This window comes from Ruegeria sp. C12 (genome assembly GCF_056537745.1).
In genome coordinates this window covers 102,295-119,418 of record NZ_JBQFSA010000009.1, presented here as the reverse complement: position 1 = coordinate 119,418, position 17,124 = coordinate 102,295, and the positions used below count along the sequence as shown (strand labels likewise).

The window sequence follows — 17,124 nt, the reverse complement described above, 5'->3', positions numbered from 1 at the left end:
TTCTTCGCTTATACCGACACATGATGCAAGCGGTTCATGACACGCAGATTTAGGCGCTTAATCCGCCAGCGTCCCCAATTCCGGAGTGTCGCTTGTCGCCGCCTCGTCCGGCCAGTTTGTGCGCCAGATTTCCGCCGACCAATGACCGCAATGCACGGCCGGGCGATCAAAACCGGGCAGGGTGGGCAGCAGCGGCTGGACCACCACGTCATGGCGCGGCACGGCGAAATAAGGGAACGAGTACCGTTCCTTGCCGGATCGATTGATGACGCGGTGCGGAGTCAATTTCAACCGCCCGCCTGACCATAGCTCTAACATGTCGCCAATGTTTACGACAAAGCCACTTTCGGGACAGTCAGGTGTGATCCAGCCACCGTCGCGGGTTTGCACCTCCAGCCCGCCGACCGGGTCGGGGGCGATGATTGTCAGCGCGTCGGTGTCTTTGTGCGGATGGATGCCGTACCCGTCCTCTTCCGGGGCCTGCGGCGGATAGTGCAGCAGGGTCATGTTGGTCAACGGATCGCGAAACGCGTCTTGTAACTGTCCCGGTGTCAGGTTCAGGCTGGTCTCAAGCGCGCCAAGCAACAGGTCGGTCACACGGTCCAACTGGGACCAATAGTCCAGAATGATCCCGCGCGCCTCGGGCGCGTGGTCCGGCCAGATATTCGGGCCATACAGCGCGCAGGCCTGCCGGATTTCCGCGTCTTCCTGGACTTCGTGATGCAGTTTGTAGCCTTCGTATTTGTCGGCTTTTCCCGACCCGTCATTCGGGGTGAAAAACCCCATCGGAATGTACCCGCGATAGTTTTCGCGCGTTATGGCCTGATCCCATTTGCGGCTCTCTTCGAGGTCGAAGATCTTGCGCACCGTCTGCCGGACCTGATCGACGCTGTCCTGCGACACGCCCGTCCCGGTAATCGACAAGAAGCCGATGCCAATACAGGCGTCGAGTATCTGCTGCGCAGTCGCCGCGTATTCCGGGCTGCCCGGGTGGGACAGTGCCGAGATATCTATGGTCGGGATTGTATCCATCAGCTGATCCTAACGCCCTGACGTTCCAATTCGGTATGCACGGGGGTCAGATTCAACCGATCCAGCTCCTGATTGCTTTTCAGCGACAGCGCGGCCGCAATGCCCGCGCCCTGACCCATCACCGCACAGCAGGCCATGTTGCGTGTGGCGGCATGGGCCACCCGGTCCGCACCGTGCGAGCGCCCGGCGACCAGCAGGCCCTTGACCCCTTTGGGCAGCATCGAGCGATAGGGGATTTGCATGTATCGCCCCGTGGTCGGCAGGATCAGGATGCCATAACCATCGATGAATTCGGGGTAGATGCCGATCGTATCCTCAAACCGACCCTGATAGCGGGCGTCATCCTCGGTCATATTGTAAACCGCGTCGATCTTGCGGGTGTCGCGGATACCGATGGTCATGCCAAAGTTCCGAAGCCGCGCGTTTTCACAGCCCGGCATAAACCGGCGCAGGGCTTCGATGGCCAGCATCGACTGGCGTCGGCCTTCGATCTCACCCTTTGTCAGGCTGTCGGGATCGGTGCCGTCCACCTCGGCCAGATGGATGAGGTTCATATAGGTCAGCTCACCCGTGTCATGCATCGCACCCCACGTGCCCGCGATGGTGTTCAGATGCGGCGGGATCAGCCCCTGATCGATGGCTTGCTGGAACGGCTTGTGCACGAAGGGTGAGAACATGTCGTCCTCTTTTCCGCTGGTTTCGATGTTCCACTCACCACCACCGCCCCAGTCCTTGTAGGTCTGCGGGTCGGCCTTGACGCCTTCCATGAACGCGCGCTTGTCGACGCCCGCCAGATGGAACATGACCGAGGCGGCCATCATGTCTTCGCGCGGGGTTTTATGCGTCGGCGCTCCGGCCCGATGGGCCACATCCGCGTCGCCTGTGGCGTCGATCACCACCTTGGCCAGAATTGCCTCACGCCCGGCTTTGGATTCGGTGATGATGCCGGTGATCCGGTCGCCGTCCATGATCGGGGCGACGAACTGACGGTGCAGCATCGGATGCACGCCCGCCTCTTCGACCAGTTTGTCAGCCACCAGCTTGAAGCCTTCGCTGTCCAGCTCATAACTCAGCGATTGGCTTTCGGGCACTGCCGCGCCCATCTCTTTGGCGCGGGTTTCGAACTCCATGCCGATACCGCCGGCTTCGACGGTCTGTTCGTGGCGATACCAGGCGAACCCCTCGACCCCCACGGCGGTGATATTGCCGCCCATGCAGCCGAACCGGTCGACCAGAGACACCTCGGCCCCCGCCCGCGCCGCCGCCAACGCAGCCGCCAGCCCGGCAGGGCCTGAGCCGACGACCAGAATATCGGTCTGGTGAACAACAGGGATTTGGCGGGCGGGTTCCTGAATCGTCTGCATCGGCGCCTCATGGGTTTTACATTCCTGTCACAATTGAAAACCCTGACTGGCGGGTCAATCAAAAACCGACAGGTCTGGGGTCGCAAATTCGCCAATGCGCGATTGCCCCCGGCGGGGCTTTGGAATAATGACCTTTGAAGTCCAAATTCACCTTTGAAGGTCCACCCATGCGCCTCAGCCGTTACTTTCTGCCCGTTCTCAAGGAAAACCCCTCCGAGGCTCAGATCGTCAGCCACCGGCTGATGCTGCGCGCCGGGATGATCAAGCAGGCCGCCGCCGGGATTTATTCCTGGCTGCCGCTGGGCTTCAAAGTGCTGCGCAAGCTGGAAAACATCGTGCATGAAGAACAGGCGCGCGCGGGTCATATCGCGATCCAGATGCCGATTCTGCAATCGGCGGACCTGTGGCGCGAGTCCGGGCGGTATGACGACTACGGTCAGGAGATGTTGCGGATGCAGGACCGCCATGGCCGCGACATGCTCTATACACCCACAGCCGAAGAATTGGTGACGGACATCTTCCGCGGCCATGTCAGCAGCTACAAGGACCTGCCGCTGACGCTGTACCAGATCCAGTGGAAGTTCCGCGACGAAATCCGCCCGCGCTTTGGTGTTATGCGCGGGCGCGAGTTCTACATGAAGGACGGCTACAATTTCGACCTGACGAAAGAGGACGCGCTGCACGCCTATAACCGCCATCTGGTCAGCTATCTGCGCACCTATGAACGCATGGGTCTGCAAGCAATCCCGATGCGCGCGGACTCTGGTCCCATTGGCGGCGACGACACGCATGAATTTCTGGTACTGGCCGACACTGGCGAGTCCGAGGTTTTCTATGACAGCGCAGTGACCGATCTGACCTTTGGGGATCGGGAGATCGACTATGACAACCGCGACCAATGTCAGGCGATCCTGGAAGAGTTCACCTCGAAATACGCGCGCACCGATGAAACCCATGACGAGGCGCTGTTCAACGAGGTCCCCGAAGATCGCCGCCGCGTTGCGCGCGGGATCGAGGTCGGCCAGATATTCTATTTCGGCACCAAATACTCCGAGGCCATGGGCGCGACCGTTCAGGGCCCCGATGGCAAGCCGGTTCCGGTACATATGGGCAGCCACGGTATCGGCGTCAGCCGCCTGATCGGTGCGATCATCGAGGCCAGCCATGACGACAAGGGCATCATCTGGCCCGAAGGCGTGACCCCGTTCCATTGCGGGATCGTCAACCTGAAGCAGGGCGATGAAGAGGCGGATGCGGCCTGTGAGAAACTCTACGTCGCGCTGACGGCACTAGGCCTTGAGCCGCTCTATGATGATCGCAACGAACGGGCCGGGGGCAAGTTTGCCACGATGGACCTGATCGGTCTGCCCTGGCGGATCACTGTCGGACCGCGTGGTTTGAAAAACGGTGTGGTTGAATTGACCAGCCGCCGGACCGGCGAAAGCGAAGAACTAAGCCCCGAGGCGGCTGTTACCAAGATCGCTGAAATTTATCAGGGTATCGCCTGACCACGGCGATAGGCCTCGATCAATGCTGGCGCGGTGTTACAACCGCGCCGACGCAGGGCGGGCGATCAGCAGCTCGCCATCCGCCTGATTGCCGCGTGCAACCACGATGGGGCGGCCCAGCCGGTTGACCAGTTCTTTCAGCTCAAAGCCCAGAAACCGTATCCCGCAGATGCGCTGACCGGTTGTACGATCGGTGATGCAAAGGCGGCCTTTGAGAAAGGCAAGGCGATAGCCCTTTTCCCTTAGCCGATCCGCTAAGCTGCCCCAGCTTGCTGCTTTTGCGAAGATTGGCCGGATCGCGGCCCGCAGCAACGCGGCCGTTTCGCAATCCAATTCCGTTGATGATGCGCGGACCAAAATCGGGTCCAACCCTTCCGGTGTATTGTGAATATTCATTGAGCGACCCCCGCTCTGAAATGTGTTCCCCCGCAAGCAGGGTGACAAAGTTTCTGAAAATAAGCAAAAAGCGAAATAATATTGCTTACTATATGTGGCATTTTGAGTTCAGTCGATCACGCAATGCCGATATTGACTTCATAGCTGAAACAATGACGCGTGGTCTGTGAAGGTCGTCACAACCAATAGTGTAGTCTTTGATTCTAATATCACTTTTTATCTGAGCGCTGTGTCCGGCAGCCGGAACTGATTCGGTTCGATATTGGGGTTTTCCACGCCGAATTCGCCTGCCGGGACCGACACGCCCATAAGCGGCTTGACCATCGCGCGAAATGCCGAAAGGGTCGCCGCCAAACAACAAGACCGGAGCAGGCATGGCCAAGACACCCCCGCCTTTTGCCCCTTTCGAATGGAAAATCGCGTGGCGATACCTTCGGGCCCGCCGGGCCGAGGGGGGCGTCAGCGTGATGACGTGGATCTCGCTGATCGGGATCACTCTGGCGGTATTTGCCCTGATCGCGACCCTGGCGGTGCGGTCCGGGTTCCGGGCCGAGTTCGTGGGCACGATCCTTGGGGCCAACGCGCATGTCGCCGTGTATTCCTCGGGCGAGGTTGACGCGCAGGGCCGCCCGGTGCGCACCATGGCAGATTATGAGGAACGGGCCGCGCGGATCGCTGAGGTGCCGGGCGTCGAACGGGCTGCGCCGTTGGTCAAAGGTCAGGTGCTGATCACCAACCGCGACCGCAGCAGCGGGGTCGAGGTATTTGGCATCCGTCCCGATGACCTGATGGACCTGCCAGGCATTGCGCAAGCCGAACAGGCGGCAGGGGATCTGTCCCTGTTTCAGACGGGCGAGGATGTGATCGCCATCGGCTCGGGCGTGGCGCGCAGCATCGGGGCCACTGTGGGGGATACGGTCAAGCTGACCTCACCCAACGGGGTGAAAACCGCCTTTGGAACCTCACCGCGCGTCAATGCCTATCGCGTGGTCTACGTGTTTTCTGCCGGGCGCTACGATATCGACCGCACGCGCGTCTACATGCCGTTTTCCCAAGCTCAGGGCTTTTTCAACCGCGAGGGCGTGGCGGATGAGATCGAGGTGATGGTCACCCAACCCGAGGCGCTGGGTCCGATCCTGATCCCGATCCTCGAAGCGTCGGGCCAGCGCAGTCAGATCTGGACATGGCAGGACGCCTCGGGCGGGTTCCTGCGCGCGCTTGAGGTTGAGGACAACGTGATGTTCATCATCCTGTCGATCCTCGTACTGATTGCGGCAATGAACATCGTCTCGGGCCTGATCATGCTGGTCAAAAACAAGGGGCGCGACATCGGCATCTTGCGAACGATTGGTCTGAGCGAGGGCTCGGTCCTGCGGGTGTTTTTTATCTGCGGTGCCTTCACCGGCATCATCGGAACCGTGATGGGCGTGATCCTGGGTTGCCTGTTTGCGATCTATATCGATCCGATCTTCTCTTTCGTGAACTATGTGATGGGCGGTGGCGTCTGGGATCCGTCCATTCGCGGCATCTATGCCCTTCCGGCTGAACTGCACCTGAGCGACGTGCTCAAGGCCGTAGCTTTGTCGCTGGGCCTGTCCTTTATCGTCACTTATTTTCCCGCCCGCCGCGCGGCGCGGCTGAACCCGGTTGAGGCGCTGCGCTATGAATGATGTGACATTGCGACTGAAGGGCCTGACCAAGACCTATCTGCAAGGCACTCCGGGCGAGGTGCAGGTCTTGCGCGGCGTCGATCTGGTCCTGCGCGCGGGGGAGGCGGTGGCGATGGTTGCGCCGTCGGGCGCTGGCAAATCCACCCTGCTGCATATCGCGGGCCTTCTGGACATGCCGGATGACGGCCAGGTCGAGATCGGCGGGCAGAATGTCAGCGGCAAGGGCGATCGGACGCGAACGGCCTTGCGGCGGCAGGATGTGGGTTTTGTCTATCAGTTCCACCATTTGCTGCCCGAGTTCACAGCGTCGGAAAATATCACCCTGCCGCAACTGGCCAACGGCGTCTCTGAAAAAGCGGCGCAGGAGCGGGCCATGGACCTGCTGGACCGCGTCGGCGTGGCCCCACGCGCCAGCCACCGCCCGGCGGCGTTGTCGGGCGGCGAACAACAGCGCGTGGCGTTCTGCCGCGCGCTGGCGAACAAGCCGAAGGTTCTGCTGGCAGATGAGCCAACCGGGAACCTTGACCCCGAGACCTCGGATCAGGTGTTCGATGCGTTGATGGTGCTGGTGCGGGATGAGGGCCTGTCTGCCCTGATCGCCACACACAACATGGAGCTTGCCGCGCGTATGGACCGGATGGTGCGGCTTGAAGGCGGCGTTCTCAAGCCAGCTGAGTGATCGCCACGCCAACGGCCATCACGGCAATCCCACCAGCGCGCATCCATGTCAGGGGCGTTATCTGAGCGCCGAACAGCCCGAAATGGTCAATCGCGGCTGTGCTGATCAACTGACCCAGCAGAACGAAGAAGACGGCATTTCCGACCCCGAAATGCGGGGCAACGTGGGTGATCGACAGCACGTAAAACGCGATCAGAACGCCTGCCAGCAACAGGTGTTTGGGGGCCTGCGCCACCTTGGACAGCGCCTCAAATCCGGGAAACAGCAGCATCACCAGGGCCGACGCGGCAAAGGCGATGGCAAACAGGACCACGGCAGCGGTGGTGGGCGACCCAATCAGCTTGCCAAGCGCCGCGTTCAATGCGGCCAGAATGGGAACACCGATCCCTGCGGCCAGCATGATGGCTGCGTATTGTGTCATGGCCCGAACCCTCCTGCCTCGTTGATCTGGATCATTGCGCCAAGCCGCGGCTCGGGCAAGCCTGTAAATGCCAATGCTGACAGGAGGATGCGATGAAGTGGTCAAAGCTCGGAACTGTATCTGCCTTGCTCATGTTCGCCGGACACAGCGCCGCGGCGCAGGATGCGCAAACGGGCGCGGAATTGTATCAGCACTATTGCGCGACGTGCCATGGCATAGATGCCACCGGCCACGGTCCGATGGCCGGGGTTCTGGTCATTCAGCCGACCGACCTGACCGGCTTGGCGAAAGGGGGTGGCTTTCCAACCGCGCGGGTTGTTGCCCGGATCGACGGGCGTGATCCGTTGGTCAGCCACGGAAGCCCGATGCCGGTCTACGGGCCGTATTTCGACGGGCAAGACACGTCGATGAAAACCGAAGATGGCCAGCCTATCCTGACAAGTCAGCCAATCGTCGATCTGGTGGCGTATCTGAAAACCCTGCAGCGCAACTGACGCTTAGCTGCAGATCCCTTCGACCTGCGCATCGTTCCATGGGATGGCCACCGCACGCTCGCGCCCTTCCTGCGGCAGCGGAGAAAGGTCAAAATGCGCGCCCAGCATCCGGTGCAGCCGTTTGGTCCGCTGCGCCTGTGGGTCCAGCGCGCGGCAGCACACATACTCTTCGACAATCGCGCCCTGCTGTTCATAGCCGTAGGACAGGAAATCGGGCGAGGTATCCAGATCGAACAGATACGGATCCTTGCGCCCGCCATGCTCTGCCGCTGCGCGCAGGGGGTGATAGCCAGTGGTCTTGCGATTTTGCCATTGCCAGACATGGGTCAATTCATGCGCCAGCAACATGGCCGCGATCAGGTTCATCTGCTCGGGATAGTCAGACATATAGTCCTCAAGATACCAGTCGCGGGCGAAATAGACCTTGTTGAACAAGGCGATGGCCGCAGGCTTGCCGGTGACCGGTCCCGGCTCGACCGGGGGCAGAATGCGCTCGCGGCAGGCCAGACGCGGGCGGGCTTCGCGGTAATAGGTGATCGGCGCGACCGGGGCACCCTCGACAAGACGAACGCGATCCAGATTCAGCGTCTCGCCTTGCACGGCATCAGCAAAGTCGCGTTCCTGCTGAGTCAACGGGCGTCCGCAAGCCGCCAGAAACAGAAACGCCAGAACCAAAAAACGCAAACCCATGAAGCAAAATTTAGCTTGCCCCATCGGTTCCGCAAGCCGTTTTCATATGCTCATCGCCAGAACACGGCTGATTTCCGTCAGTGAGCGTCCGGACTGATCCATCCATGCATTGAATGCCTCTTGCACGGCAGCCAGCGCCTTTTTGGACGTCGGGGCCTTGTCGATCACGCCTTCGGCGATCAACCGGGCTGTCACGTCTTGTGACAGGATGAAACTGTCGCGCCCGGCAAACCGCATCGCATATTGGGCCGAGGCCCCGCCCAGCCGTGATCCCCGTTTTGCCAGCATCGCCAGAAGGCCGATGTAATCGGTCGAGGGCCAACCGCCCAGAACCTGACCGGCACCGCCTTCACCCCTCAGTTCGAGCAGAAACGCCGCATTGTCGCGCACGGTGGCAATCTTGGTGCCGTTGCGCACGATACGTGTGTCCTGCAAAAGCGCGTCGAATTTCTCGTCATCCATAAAGGCGCAGCGGCCCACGTCGAAGCCGTCAAACGCCTCTTCAAATCCGCCCCACTTGGCCTCGATGACCTTCCAGTTGAACCCGGCTTGAAAGATGCATTTGGTCAGGGTCGCAAGCCAGCGATCCTCGGGCATCGCAGCCAGTTCTGCGGGGGTTTTGGGCTTGCTCAGGTTTGCATTCAGGGCGTCGACCCCGCCGTGGCGACCTGCTGCGATGTCAAAAATCTCATCAAATGAACGCATTGTTGCGACCTCCGCCTGTGACGCTTTTTCTTTGATGCCAGATTGCAGGAGGTTTTGCCAATCCATGGCCCGGCGACTTGATTTCGGACAAAGACCCGCCGGTCCGGTAAACCTACCAATTCCAGAAAACAGGTTCGGAGATCGAAATGGCCGGATGGGGCATCTTCATAGCAGCGTTGACAGTATTTCTGCTCAGCCACGTCATACCCGTGCGCCCACCCGTTCGTGGATGGCTGATCGATGCGATGGGGCGGCGGGCCTATTTCGCCGCTTATTCGTTGTTGTCCGTCGCAGTGCTGATCTGGCTGATCATAGCCGCCGCAAACGCGCCTTATGTCGAGATCATCCCACCGGCGCAGGCCCTGCGATGGGTTCCGATGTTGGTCATGCCGCTTGTGTGCTGGCTGGCAGTCGCCGGTTTGAGTATCGAAAACCCGTTCTCGTTTGGTGGCATGGGTACGCGCAGGTTTGACCCCGAATGCCCGGGTATTCTGCGCACCACGCGCCATCCCATCCTTGCCGCCCTGATGCTGTGGGCCGCCGCGCATCTGGTCGCCAATGGCAGCCTGTCCCATGTGATCCTTTTTGGGTTGTTTGCCGGGTTCGCGCTGATGGGAATGGCCCTGATCGATCGCCGCAAGGCCCGAGAAATGGGGCCAGAGTGGGTGCGCCTGTCGCGCAATACCGCGCGCCTGTCGCTGCGCGCGCCCCGCCCTTGGCCCGGGCCTTGGGTGTGGGTGAGCGCGGTTGCGGCCTATGCGGTGCTGCTTGTGCTACACCCTCTCGTGACCGGCCTGTCGCCGCTTCCCTGACGCCGGGAGTGGTCGAGCCGCAGTCGGCGTGCTATTTGAAACTCTGAAACTCATCCCACGGGGGTCCAAAGATGAATCTGGCCTATGTCACAACCACCGATCGCGGCGCAACCGACCGCTTGCTGAGCGCAGTGGCAGAGCACCTGCTGGCATCGGGCGCGAAGCTGGCAGGCGTTGTCCAGACCAACACGGAATGCGCTGACAGCAGCAAATGCGACATGGATGTGCGCGTGTTGCCGGAAGGTGAGACAATCCGGATTTCCCAATCCTTGGGGACCGAATCCCGTGGGTGTCGTCTGGACCCGGCGGCGCTGGAACAGGCGGTTGGCTATGTCACCGCCTCGCTGTCGGATGCGCCGCAGCTATTGATCATCAACAAGTTCGGCAAGCATGAAGCTGATGGCCGTGGGTTCCGCCCTGTGATTGCCGAGGCATTGGCGCAGGACATCCCGGTTCTGGTCGGTGTGAATGGGATGAACAGCGAAAAGTTTCAAGAGTTCACGGATGGCGAGGCCGAGCAGCTGGCCCCGGACCTGACCGCCGTGTCCGAGTGGTTCAAGCGCGTCTCAGCGCAGCGGGCCAACGCGGCTTAGGTGCGGGTCACGTAGCGTAACGCGCTGATTCCCTGACTTGTTTTACAGTCTGCTGGCTGCAATCCTCTTGCAACGGAGGAGCAGGAGCATGTGGTCAAACTGGGCAGGGAACGAAAGCGCCAAGATCAACGTCGCGCGCCCCGAAACGCTTGCAGAGTTGCAGCAGGCGGTATCCGCGCCCGAAAGCCTGCGTGTAGTCGGGGCCGGGCATTCGTTTACGCCCATTGTGGCCGGGGCCGACAGAATTCTGGACCTGTCAAACCTGAACCTGCCCGCAGTCGGCGACGCTAAGGATAGTCAGGTCTGGGTGAACGCCAACGCCCGCCTGCGCGACCTGTCGCCCGCACTGGGTCAACAGGGTCTGGCCTTTCGCAATCTCGGTGACATCAACGCGCAGTCTCTGGCCGGTGCAACCGCAACCGCGACCCACGGCACCGGGCGCAGCTTGCCCTGTTTGTCGGCCGAGATCACCGATGCCCGTTTGATCAGCGCAGGCGGAGAGATCTTGACCACGGGTGACGTGCCGCTGGAAATGATACAGGTATCGCTTGGCCTGCTTGGGGTGCTGACCGAAGCACGCATCAATGTCGTGCCCAAATACAACCTGCGCCGACGCGTGACCCTGACCGATTTGTCAGAGTGTCTGGCCAATATGCACCAGAACTGGGCCGAGAACCGTAATTTCGAATTCTTCTACATCCCCTTCACCGGCAAGGCGGTCGAACTGAGGCATGCCGTTGTTGATGGTCCGGAAAGCAAGGCGCCGCGCGATCTGGATATGATCGCGGTCAAGGTGCTGAAACTTGCCCGGAATGCGGGCCGCTTCAGCGCAGGCCTGCGATCCGCGCTGTTGAAACTGCTGACGCTGGCGCAGTCCGACGAGGACTATGTTGGTGAAAGCTGGAAGGTTCTGTGCAGCGACAGACATATTCGTTTCAAGGAAATGGAATATCATCTGCCGCCCGATACTGCCGGTGACGTGCTGAACGAAGTATTTCGCAGGCTGGAACGGGATCACAAGGACATCTATTTCCCGATCGAGGTTCGGCAAACCGCCGGAGATACTGCGTGTCTGTCTCCATTTCAGGGCGGCCCCCGGATCTCGGTCGCGGTTCACACGGATGCGGATCAAGATCACAGCCGGTACTTCAATGCGCTGGAACCGCTGTTCCTTGAGGCCGGGGGCAGGCCGCATTGGGGCAAGATGCACAGCCTGACCTACAAGGACCTGTCCGGGCTTTATCCGGATTTCGACCGCTTCTGTGCCTTGCGCGCGCAGCTGGACCCGCAGGATAAATTCCTGACACCCGCATTGGCGCGGCTGTTCCGGCCATGAGCGATCCGTATCTAAAACGATTGTCCGAAACGCTGCACAAACATGGCGTAGATCAGCCCGTTGTGGCCGTCGATCTGGACCGGTTAGAGGCGAATTGCGCAGCCGCCGATGCTGGCGCGGATGCTGCGCTGGATCGGCGACTGGTGGCCAAATCTCTGCCCTGCCTGCCGCTTTTGGATCATATCAGGGGCCTGATCCCAACCTCAGGCCTGATGACGTTCTCTGCGCCGATGCTGACGGCTTTGCTGAAAGCAGAAAGCGGAACGGATCACCTGAGCGGAAAGCCTCTGCCGGTTCGATCCGCCGCCCGTGTCCTGGCGTCCTGTCCTGACGCGGCGGAGCGGGTGCAATGGCTGATCGATACGCCCGACCGGTTGCGTGAGTATCTGGCCCTTGCCGATCAGACCCAGTCCCGGCTCCGCCTGTCGCTGGAACTCGACATCGGTCTGCATCGCGGCGGTCTGACGCCCGAGCAGGTCGCCGAGGTCGCCAAGGGCATCCAAGCGCATCCCTTGGCACGGCTGAGCGGTGTGATGGGCTATGAGGCCCATCTGGCGAAACTGCCAGGCTTTCTGAGAAACAGAGCGGCCCGCGCCTCGGCCCAGACCTTTCGCTGCGCGGTCGCCGCACTGCCGGATCAAGGCGCAGGCCTGTGCCTGAATACCGGGGGCAGCCTGACGTTCCAGACCCATGCCTCGGACAATTCAGCGACCGAGGTCGCCTTTGGCTCGGTTCTGGTCAAACCCTCGGATTTTGACCACAGCGCGACCCGTGCCTTTCAGCCAGCGGCGTTTATAGGGACGCCAATTCTCAAGGCCATGCCCGGCAACGGGTTGCCCGGGCTGGATTTTCTGCCCCGTCGCAAAACCGATATCGCCGTGTTTGGCGGTCACTACCTCGCACATCCGGTGCATCCAAAGGGGTTCGCCTATTCCTCAATATTCGGTCGCTCCAGCAATCAGGAGGTTTGGACAGGACCTGCCACAAGCGCAGCCCGACCCGGCGACATCGCCTTGCTACGCCCCAGCCAAAGCGAGGCTGTTCTGAACCAGTTCGGTACAGTCCTTGCGGTATGCAGCGACGCTGTAGTCGACGAGTGGCAAACTTTGCCGAATTGATTGGTGGTCTTGTTAGACTGCAAATCCAGGTAGATTTGGTGGAGCCTAGGGGAGTCGAACCCCTGACCTCTTGCATGCCATGCAAGCGCTCTCCCAACTGAGCTAAGGCCCCATCCGGGTACTGCCGAAGCAGTGGGCGGACGTTTATGAGACGACGGCGGGGAGTGCAAGTCCAAAAATAGAATTGTGCAAAAACTTTCCGTCGCCATCCGCACAAAGAACCAAGGCGGCCCAGGGCCGCCTTAAGATCAGTTTTCGTCTTCTGATGACATGTCCTTGATGTCGTCCAGCGAGACGTCATCGTTGTTGTCGTCATCATCGTCCAGCAGATCGTCGTCCAGATCCACGTCGACATTGTCGTCATCATCCAGAACCAGATCATCCTCGGATGCGTTTTCGCGTGCTTTCGCGGTCGCTGCGTCCTCGGCATCGGCGGCAATCATCCGGCTTTTGCCGGTTTCAAGCTCCACGATCTCGCCCGTGTAGGGGCTGACGATCGGGTCCTTGTTCAGGTCGTAAAATCGCTTACCGGTGGTCGGGCAAACGCGCTTTACGCCCCATTCTTCCTTGGGCATGTCAAATCCCCTTGATATCAGGTGAGTCGTCTAAAAGATTCAGTTCACCTGCCACAGGCGGCGGGCACTGTCAAAGCCTTTGCGCGGAAGAGGTCGGGATATGGGAGATCACGCTTTGCCGGGAACGCCGCCGGTGCCGCTGACGCTGCGCAGATCGACGCGGGCGCGGCGGATCAGCCTGCGGATTTCCCAATTGGACGGGCGGGTTACCCTGACCTATCCGCAAGGCGTGCCCGAGGCCGAAGCGTTGAGTTTCGCGCGCAGCAAAGAGGAGTGGATCCGGCAGCATTTGGCAGGCCAACCCGATCTGGAACAGGTGCGTCTGGGCGGTGTGATCTGGATCGAAGGCACCGAGCGTCGAATCGTGCCCGCGCCGGGGCGGCGGGTGGTGCTGAGCACAGACTCGGTGGCCGTGCCTGCCGGGGCCGAGGGGCGACGTCTGGCCCGGTTTCTGAAAGAACTTGCACGGGATCGGCTGACTGGGGCCTGCGATGATTACGCCGCCATTCTGGGGCGCTCGTACACCAGTCTGACGCTGCGGGACACGCGATCCCGCTGGGGGTCGTGCAGTTCGCATGGCGGGTTGATGTTTTCCTGGCGCCTGATCCTCGCGCCGTCCGAAGTTCTGCACTATGTCGCCGCGCATGAGGTGGCGCATTTGGCCGAGATGAACCATTCGCCCGCATTCTGGGCGCAGGTCGAACGTATTTTTGGCCCCTATGATGCCCCGCGCCGGTGGTTGCGTGAAAACGGAGCGATGCTGCACAGATACCGCTTTGACGCGTAGTCGAGTTGACCCCGCAGGTTTTTGTGATCACATGAGACCATGTTAGCTACACGCCCGACCGACTCGCATATCGCAACCCATGACAGGGTGTATCGCACTCTGCGGTCCCGTATCCTGCACGGAGAGATCGCCCCCGGCGAGGCGCTGACCTTGCGTGGGATCGGCAAGGAGTTCGATGTCTCGATGACGCCTGCGCGCGAGGCGGTGCGCCGTCTGGCGGCGGAAGGGGCGTTGTTTCTGTCCTCATCGGGGCGGGTTTCGACGCCGGAACTGACGAATGACCGGATCGAGGAACTGGCCGCATTGCGCGCCTTGCTTGAGGTGGAACTGGCCAGCCGCGCCCTGCCGCGTGCCCATATCGCGCTGATCGACCGGTTGCAGACCATCAACATGACCGTCGCCGAAATGGTGACCAAGCGCGACGCCGTGGGCTATATCCGGTCGAATCTGGAGTTTCACAGGACGCTGTATCTGCGCGCGCAGGCCCCCGCGATGTTGGCCATGGCCGAGACGGTCTGGCTGCAACTTGGCCCCACCATGCGGTCCTTGTACGGGCGGCTTCGGCGCACCGAGCCGCCGCATTATCACAAGCTGATCATCGCCGCGCTGAAGGCCGGGGACGAGCCGGGGTTGCGCCTTGCCGTGCGCTCCGACGTAACACAGGGGTTGCGGTTGCTGGTTGCTTAAGCGGCGAACCGCCGAAGCGTCGATTTGGCGGCAGCCACTCTCGGTCGTTCTGGTTTGCGCGTCCGGTCTGCGCTAGGCTGAGGCAAATCACAAACAAGAGCAGATTTCAGTCATGATCAATCGACGGAGCTTTTCCATTGGCCTTGGCGCGGCAATATTGGCCGGGTGCAGCGACGAGGGCGCGCCATCCCGTGCGCGTGCGTCGCGTATGCAGTCGGTGCCGAATGCGGGCTATGATGCCTGGGTGGCCAATTTCAAATCCCGAGCCGCGTCGCAGGGGATTTCCCAGACGACCATAAATCGGGCCTTTCAGGGTGCGGGCTATTTGCCCGGCGTGATCGAGCGCGACCGCAATCAAGTGGAATTCAAACGCTCGCTTGAGGACTACTTGGCCATCGCCGCCTCGGACGAACGCATCAGCACCGGGCGGCAGATGTTGCAGCGCTACAATGGGACGCTGTCGCAGATCGAGGCGCAGTACGGCGTCGACAAAGAGGTTGTCGTGGCCGTCTGGGGGCTGGAAAGCCGATACGGCGCGCGGCGCGGCGACGTGCCGGTGATTTCAGCCACGTCCACCTTGGCGTATGAGGGGCGGCGCGGAGAATTTTTCGAAAAGCAACTGGTCGCAGCCCTGAAGATCATTCAGGAGGGCGACACCTCGCCCGCCAACATGACCGGCAGCTGGGCCGGGGCGATGGGGCATACTCAGTTCATCCCAACCTCGTATCTGGCCTATGCGGTGGATTTCACCGGCGACGGTCGGCGCGATATCTGGTCCGATGATCCGACGGATTCTTTGGCCTCGACGGCGGCCTATTTATCCCGTGCCGGTTGGGTGCGCGGCCAGCCTTGGGGTGGCGAGGTCGGCGCCGTGTCGGGCACGCCGGTTGCGGTGCTGCAACCGCAGGAGCCGGGGCCGCGTATCGCCGTGTTCCGCAATTTCAATGTCATCAAGCGGTATAACAACTCGGACAGCTATGCGATTGGCGTGGGGCACCTGTCGGACCGGATCGCCGGAGGGGCTCCGTTTCAGGCCTCGTTCGGGCCGGATGCCACGGGTCTGACGCTGGAGGACCGCAAAGACCTGCAACGCCGCCTGACCTCGGCCGGGTATGACACGCAGGGCGCGGATGGGGTGATCGGGAATAACACCAAATCCGCCATCAGCGGCTATCAGCGCGCCAATGGCCTGCCTGTGACCGGCGAGCCATCGGTTGATCTGCTGCGTCGTTTGGGCGGCTGACGGTTTACGCCGCCAGCCCTTTCGACCCGATATCCAGGAATTTCTGGCGGCGGTCCTTGATCAGGGCCGCTGCGTCCTTGCCGTCCAGCTCTTTCAGCATGGCGGCGATGGCGTCACGCACCGACTCAACCGCCTCGGGGCGACCGCGATGGGCCCCGCCCTTGGGCTCGGGGATGATCCGGTCGCAGACGCCCAGCTTGTGCAGGTCCTGCGCTGTCAGGCGCAGCGCCTCGGCGGCTTCGCGCATCTTCTCGGCGTCTTTCCACAAGATCGAGGCGCAGCCTTCGGGTGAGATCACCGAATAGACCGAATGTTCCAGCATCGCGACGCGGTTGGCGGTGGCAAAGGCGACGGCCCCGCCGGACCCACCTTCGCCGATGATGACCGACACCAGTGGCACACCAATTTTCAGGCACATCTCGGTCGAGCGCGCGATGGCCTCGGACTGGCCGCGTTCCTCGGCGCCTTTGCCGGGGTAAGCACCCGCCGTGTCGATCAGGGTGATCACCGGCAGACCAAACCGGCCCGCCATCTCCATCAGGCGCACGGCCTTGCGATAGCCTTCGGGGCGGGCCATGCCGAAATTCCGTTCGATCCGCGATTTGGTGTCGCTGCCCTTTTCATGGCCGATCACCATCACCGGCTGGTCGTTGAACCGGGCCAGCCCGCCGATCACCGCCAGATCGTCGGCAAAGTTCCGGTCGCCCGCCAGCGGCGTGAATTCGGTGAACAGCTCTTTGACATAGTCCTGACAATGGGGCCGTTCGGGGTGGCGCGCCACCTGACATTTCCGCCACGGGGTCAGATCGGCATACAGTTCATCCAGCAGCTTGGCGGCTTTGGCGTCCAGCGCGGCGGCTTCTTCGCTCACGTCCATTTCTTCATTGGCACGGGCCAATGCGCGCAGCTCTTCAGCTTTGCCTTCGATCTCGGCCAGTGGTTTTTCGAAATCCAGATACTGGGTCATGACGCCTCTCAACGCGGAAGTTCCCTGCTATATGACCTGACGTCGCC

19 protein-coding genes and 1 tRNA gene are annotated in these 17,124 nt (G+C 61.2%); 11 read left to right on the top strand and 9 right to left on the bottom strand.

What is annotated here, in order from left to right:
- Nucleotides 1-57 precede the first annotated feature (57 nt).
- Both ACR0C9_RS17810 and ACR0C9_RS17805 read right to left on the bottom strand, forming a co-directional pair.
- Nucleotides 58-1,032: an isopenicillin N synthase family dioxygenase gene (locus ACR0C9_RS17810; protein WP_480781600.1), complete on the bottom strand. Its 975-nt coding sequence runs from the start codon at nt 1,030-1,032 to the stop codon at nt 58-60.
- The gene (locus tag ACR0C9_RS17805) at nt 1,032-2,396 is read right to left on the bottom strand and encodes an FAD-dependent oxidoreductase (protein ID WP_170520032.1); all 1,365 of its coding nucleotides are present in this window, start codon (nt 2,394-2,396) and stop codon (nt 1,032-1,034) included. The genes ACR0C9_RS17810 and ACR0C9_RS17805 overlap by 1 nt, the downstream gene beginning before the upstream one ends.
- Before the next feature lie 167 nt (nt 2,397-2,563).
- On the opposite strand from ACR0C9_RS17805, the gene proS reads away from it, so the two are divergent.
- Entirely contained in the window at nt 2,564-3,904 is a 1,341-nt protein-coding gene (gene proS / locus ACR0C9_RS17800) for a proline--tRNA ligase (protein WP_170454859.1), read from the top strand.
- 36 nt (nt 3,905-3,940) lie between these two features.
- Here proS and ACR0C9_RS17795 read toward each other — a convergent pair whose 3' ends face one another.
- Nucleotides 3,941-4,300 (bottom strand): hypothetical protein, encoded by a 360-nt coding sequence (locus ACR0C9_RS17795; protein ID WP_170454857.1) that lies wholly within the window; start codon nt 4,298-4,300, stop codon nt 3,941-3,943.
- A gap of 374 nt (nt 4,301-4,674) precedes the next feature.
- Between ACR0C9_RS17795 and ACR0C9_RS17790 the strand changes: the two genes are divergently transcribed.
- Together ACR0C9_RS17790 and ACR0C9_RS17785 are read left to right on the top strand one after the other, a co-directional pair.
- Nucleotides 4,675-5,970, top strand: coding sequence for a lipoprotein-releasing ABC transporter permease subunit (locus ACR0C9_RS17790; protein WP_480781599.1), 1,296 nt, complete (start codon nt 4,675-4,677; stop codon nt 5,968-5,970).
- Complete coding sequence (locus tag ACR0C9_RS17785) at nt 5,963-6,649, top strand: ABC transporter ATP-binding protein (RefSeq protein ID WP_480781598.1); 687 nt, start codon at nt 5,963-5,965, stop codon at nt 6,647-6,649. Before ACR0C9_RS17790 ends, ACR0C9_RS17785 begins: the two co-directional genes overlap by 8 nt.
- Here the strand turns inward: ACR0C9_RS17785 and ACR0C9_RS17780 are convergent.
- Nucleotides 6,633-7,070, bottom strand: coding sequence for a DMT family transporter (locus ACR0C9_RS17780; RefSeq protein ID WP_170633984.1), 438 nt, complete (start codon nt 7,068-7,070; stop codon nt 6,633-6,635). The two genes, ACR0C9_RS17785 and ACR0C9_RS17780, sit on opposite strands and share 17 nt — an antisense overlap.
- A gap of 92 nt (nt 7,071-7,162) precedes the next feature.
- On the opposite strand from ACR0C9_RS17780, the gene ACR0C9_RS17775 reads away from it, so the two are divergent.
- Nucleotides 7,163-7,564, top strand: a complete 402-nt coding sequence (locus ACR0C9_RS17775; RefSeq protein WP_480781597.1) for a c-type cytochrome — start codon at nt 7,163-7,165, stop codon at nt 7,562-7,564.
- A gap of 3 nt (nt 7,565-7,567) precedes the next feature.
- Here the strand turns inward: ACR0C9_RS17775 and ACR0C9_RS17770 are convergent, their stop codons facing one another.
- Both ACR0C9_RS17770 and ACR0C9_RS17765 read right to left on the bottom strand, forming a co-directional pair.
- On the bottom strand, nt 7,568-8,254 hold the full coding sequence (locus tag ACR0C9_RS17770) for a hypothetical protein (protein ID WP_480781596.1): 687 nt from the start codon (nt 8,252-8,254) through the stop codon (nt 7,568-7,570).
- Between the two features lie 42 nt (nt 8,255-8,296).
- Entirely contained in the window at nt 8,297-8,959 is a 663-nt protein-coding gene (locus ACR0C9_RS17765; RefSeq protein ID WP_480781595.1) for a DNA-3-methyladenine glycosylase I, read from the bottom strand.
- A gap of 146 nt (nt 8,960-9,105) precedes the next feature.
- Here ACR0C9_RS17765 and ACR0C9_RS17760 point away from each other — a divergent pair, with 146 nt between their 5' ends.
- The 4 genes from ACR0C9_RS17760 (at nt 9,106) to ACR0C9_RS17745 (ending at nt 12,818) form a co-directional block, all read left to right on the top strand.
- The gene (locus ACR0C9_RS17760) at nt 9,106-9,771 is read left to right on the top strand and encodes an NnrU family protein (protein WP_170520071.1); all 666 of its coding nucleotides are present in this window, start codon (nt 9,106-9,108) and stop codon (nt 9,769-9,771) included.
- A 71-nt stretch (nt 9,772-9,842) separates the two neighbouring features.
- Nucleotides 9,843-10,364 (top strand): DUF2478 domain-containing protein, encoded by a 522-nt coding sequence (locus ACR0C9_RS17755; protein WP_170454843.1) that lies wholly within the window; start codon nt 9,843-9,845, stop codon nt 10,362-10,364.
- Nucleotides 10,365-10,452: 88 nt separating this feature from the next.
- Entirely contained in the window at nt 10,453-11,700 is a 1,248-nt protein-coding gene (locus ACR0C9_RS17750; RefSeq protein ID WP_480781594.1) for a D-arabinono-1,4-lactone oxidase, read from the top strand.
- Nucleotides 11,697-12,818, top strand: coding sequence for an alanine racemase (locus ACR0C9_RS17745; protein ID WP_170624326.1), 1,122 nt, complete (start codon nt 11,697-11,699; stop codon nt 12,816-12,818). The genes ACR0C9_RS17750 and ACR0C9_RS17745 overlap by 4 nt, the downstream gene beginning before the upstream one ends.
- Before the next feature lie 36 nt (nt 12,819-12,854).
- Here the strand turns inward: ACR0C9_RS17745 and ACR0C9_RS17740 are convergent.
- A tRNA-Ala gene (locus ACR0C9_RS17740) sits at nt 12,855-12,930 on the bottom strand.
- Between the two features lie 136 nt (nt 12,931-13,066).
- Nucleotides 13,067-13,393 carry a TIGR02300 family protein gene (locus ACR0C9_RS17735; RefSeq protein ID WP_170520078.1) on the bottom strand — a complete coding sequence of 109 codons (327 nt, stop codon included), beginning with the start codon at nt 13,391-13,393 and terminating at the stop codon, nt 13,067-13,069.
- Between the two features lie 100 nt (nt 13,394-13,493).
- On the opposite strand from ACR0C9_RS17735, the gene ACR0C9_RS17730 reads away from it, so the two are divergent.
- The 3 genes from ACR0C9_RS17730 to ACR0C9_RS17720 all read left to right on the top strand — a co-directional run bounded on the left by ACR0C9_RS17730 (nt 13,494) and on the right by ACR0C9_RS17720 (nt 16,110).
- Nucleotides 13,494-14,180 (top strand): M48 family metallopeptidase, encoded by a 687-nt coding sequence (locus tag ACR0C9_RS17730; protein ID WP_480708619.1) that lies wholly within the window; start codon nt 13,494-13,496, stop codon nt 14,178-14,180.
- A gap of 39 nt (nt 14,181-14,219) precedes the next feature.
- On the top strand, nt 14,220-14,867 hold the full coding sequence (locus ACR0C9_RS17725; protein WP_170454826.1) for a GntR family transcriptional regulator: 648 nt from the start codon (nt 14,220-14,222) through the stop codon (nt 14,865-14,867).
- 112 nt (nt 14,868-14,979) lie between these two features.
- Nucleotides 14,980-16,110 (top strand): lytic murein transglycosylase, encoded by a 1,131-nt coding sequence (locus ACR0C9_RS17720; RefSeq protein WP_480781593.1) that lies wholly within the window; start codon nt 14,980-14,982, stop codon nt 16,108-16,110.
- Nucleotides 16,111-16,114: 4 nt separating this feature from the next.
- Here the strand turns inward: ACR0C9_RS17720 and ACR0C9_RS17715 are convergent, their stop codons facing one another.
- Nucleotides 16,115-17,077, bottom strand: coding sequence for an acetyl-CoA carboxylase carboxyltransferase subunit alpha (locus ACR0C9_RS17715; RefSeq protein ID WP_480781592.1), 963 nt, complete (start codon nt 17,075-17,077; stop codon nt 16,115-16,117).
- Nucleotides 17,078-17,124 lie beyond the last annotated feature (47 nt).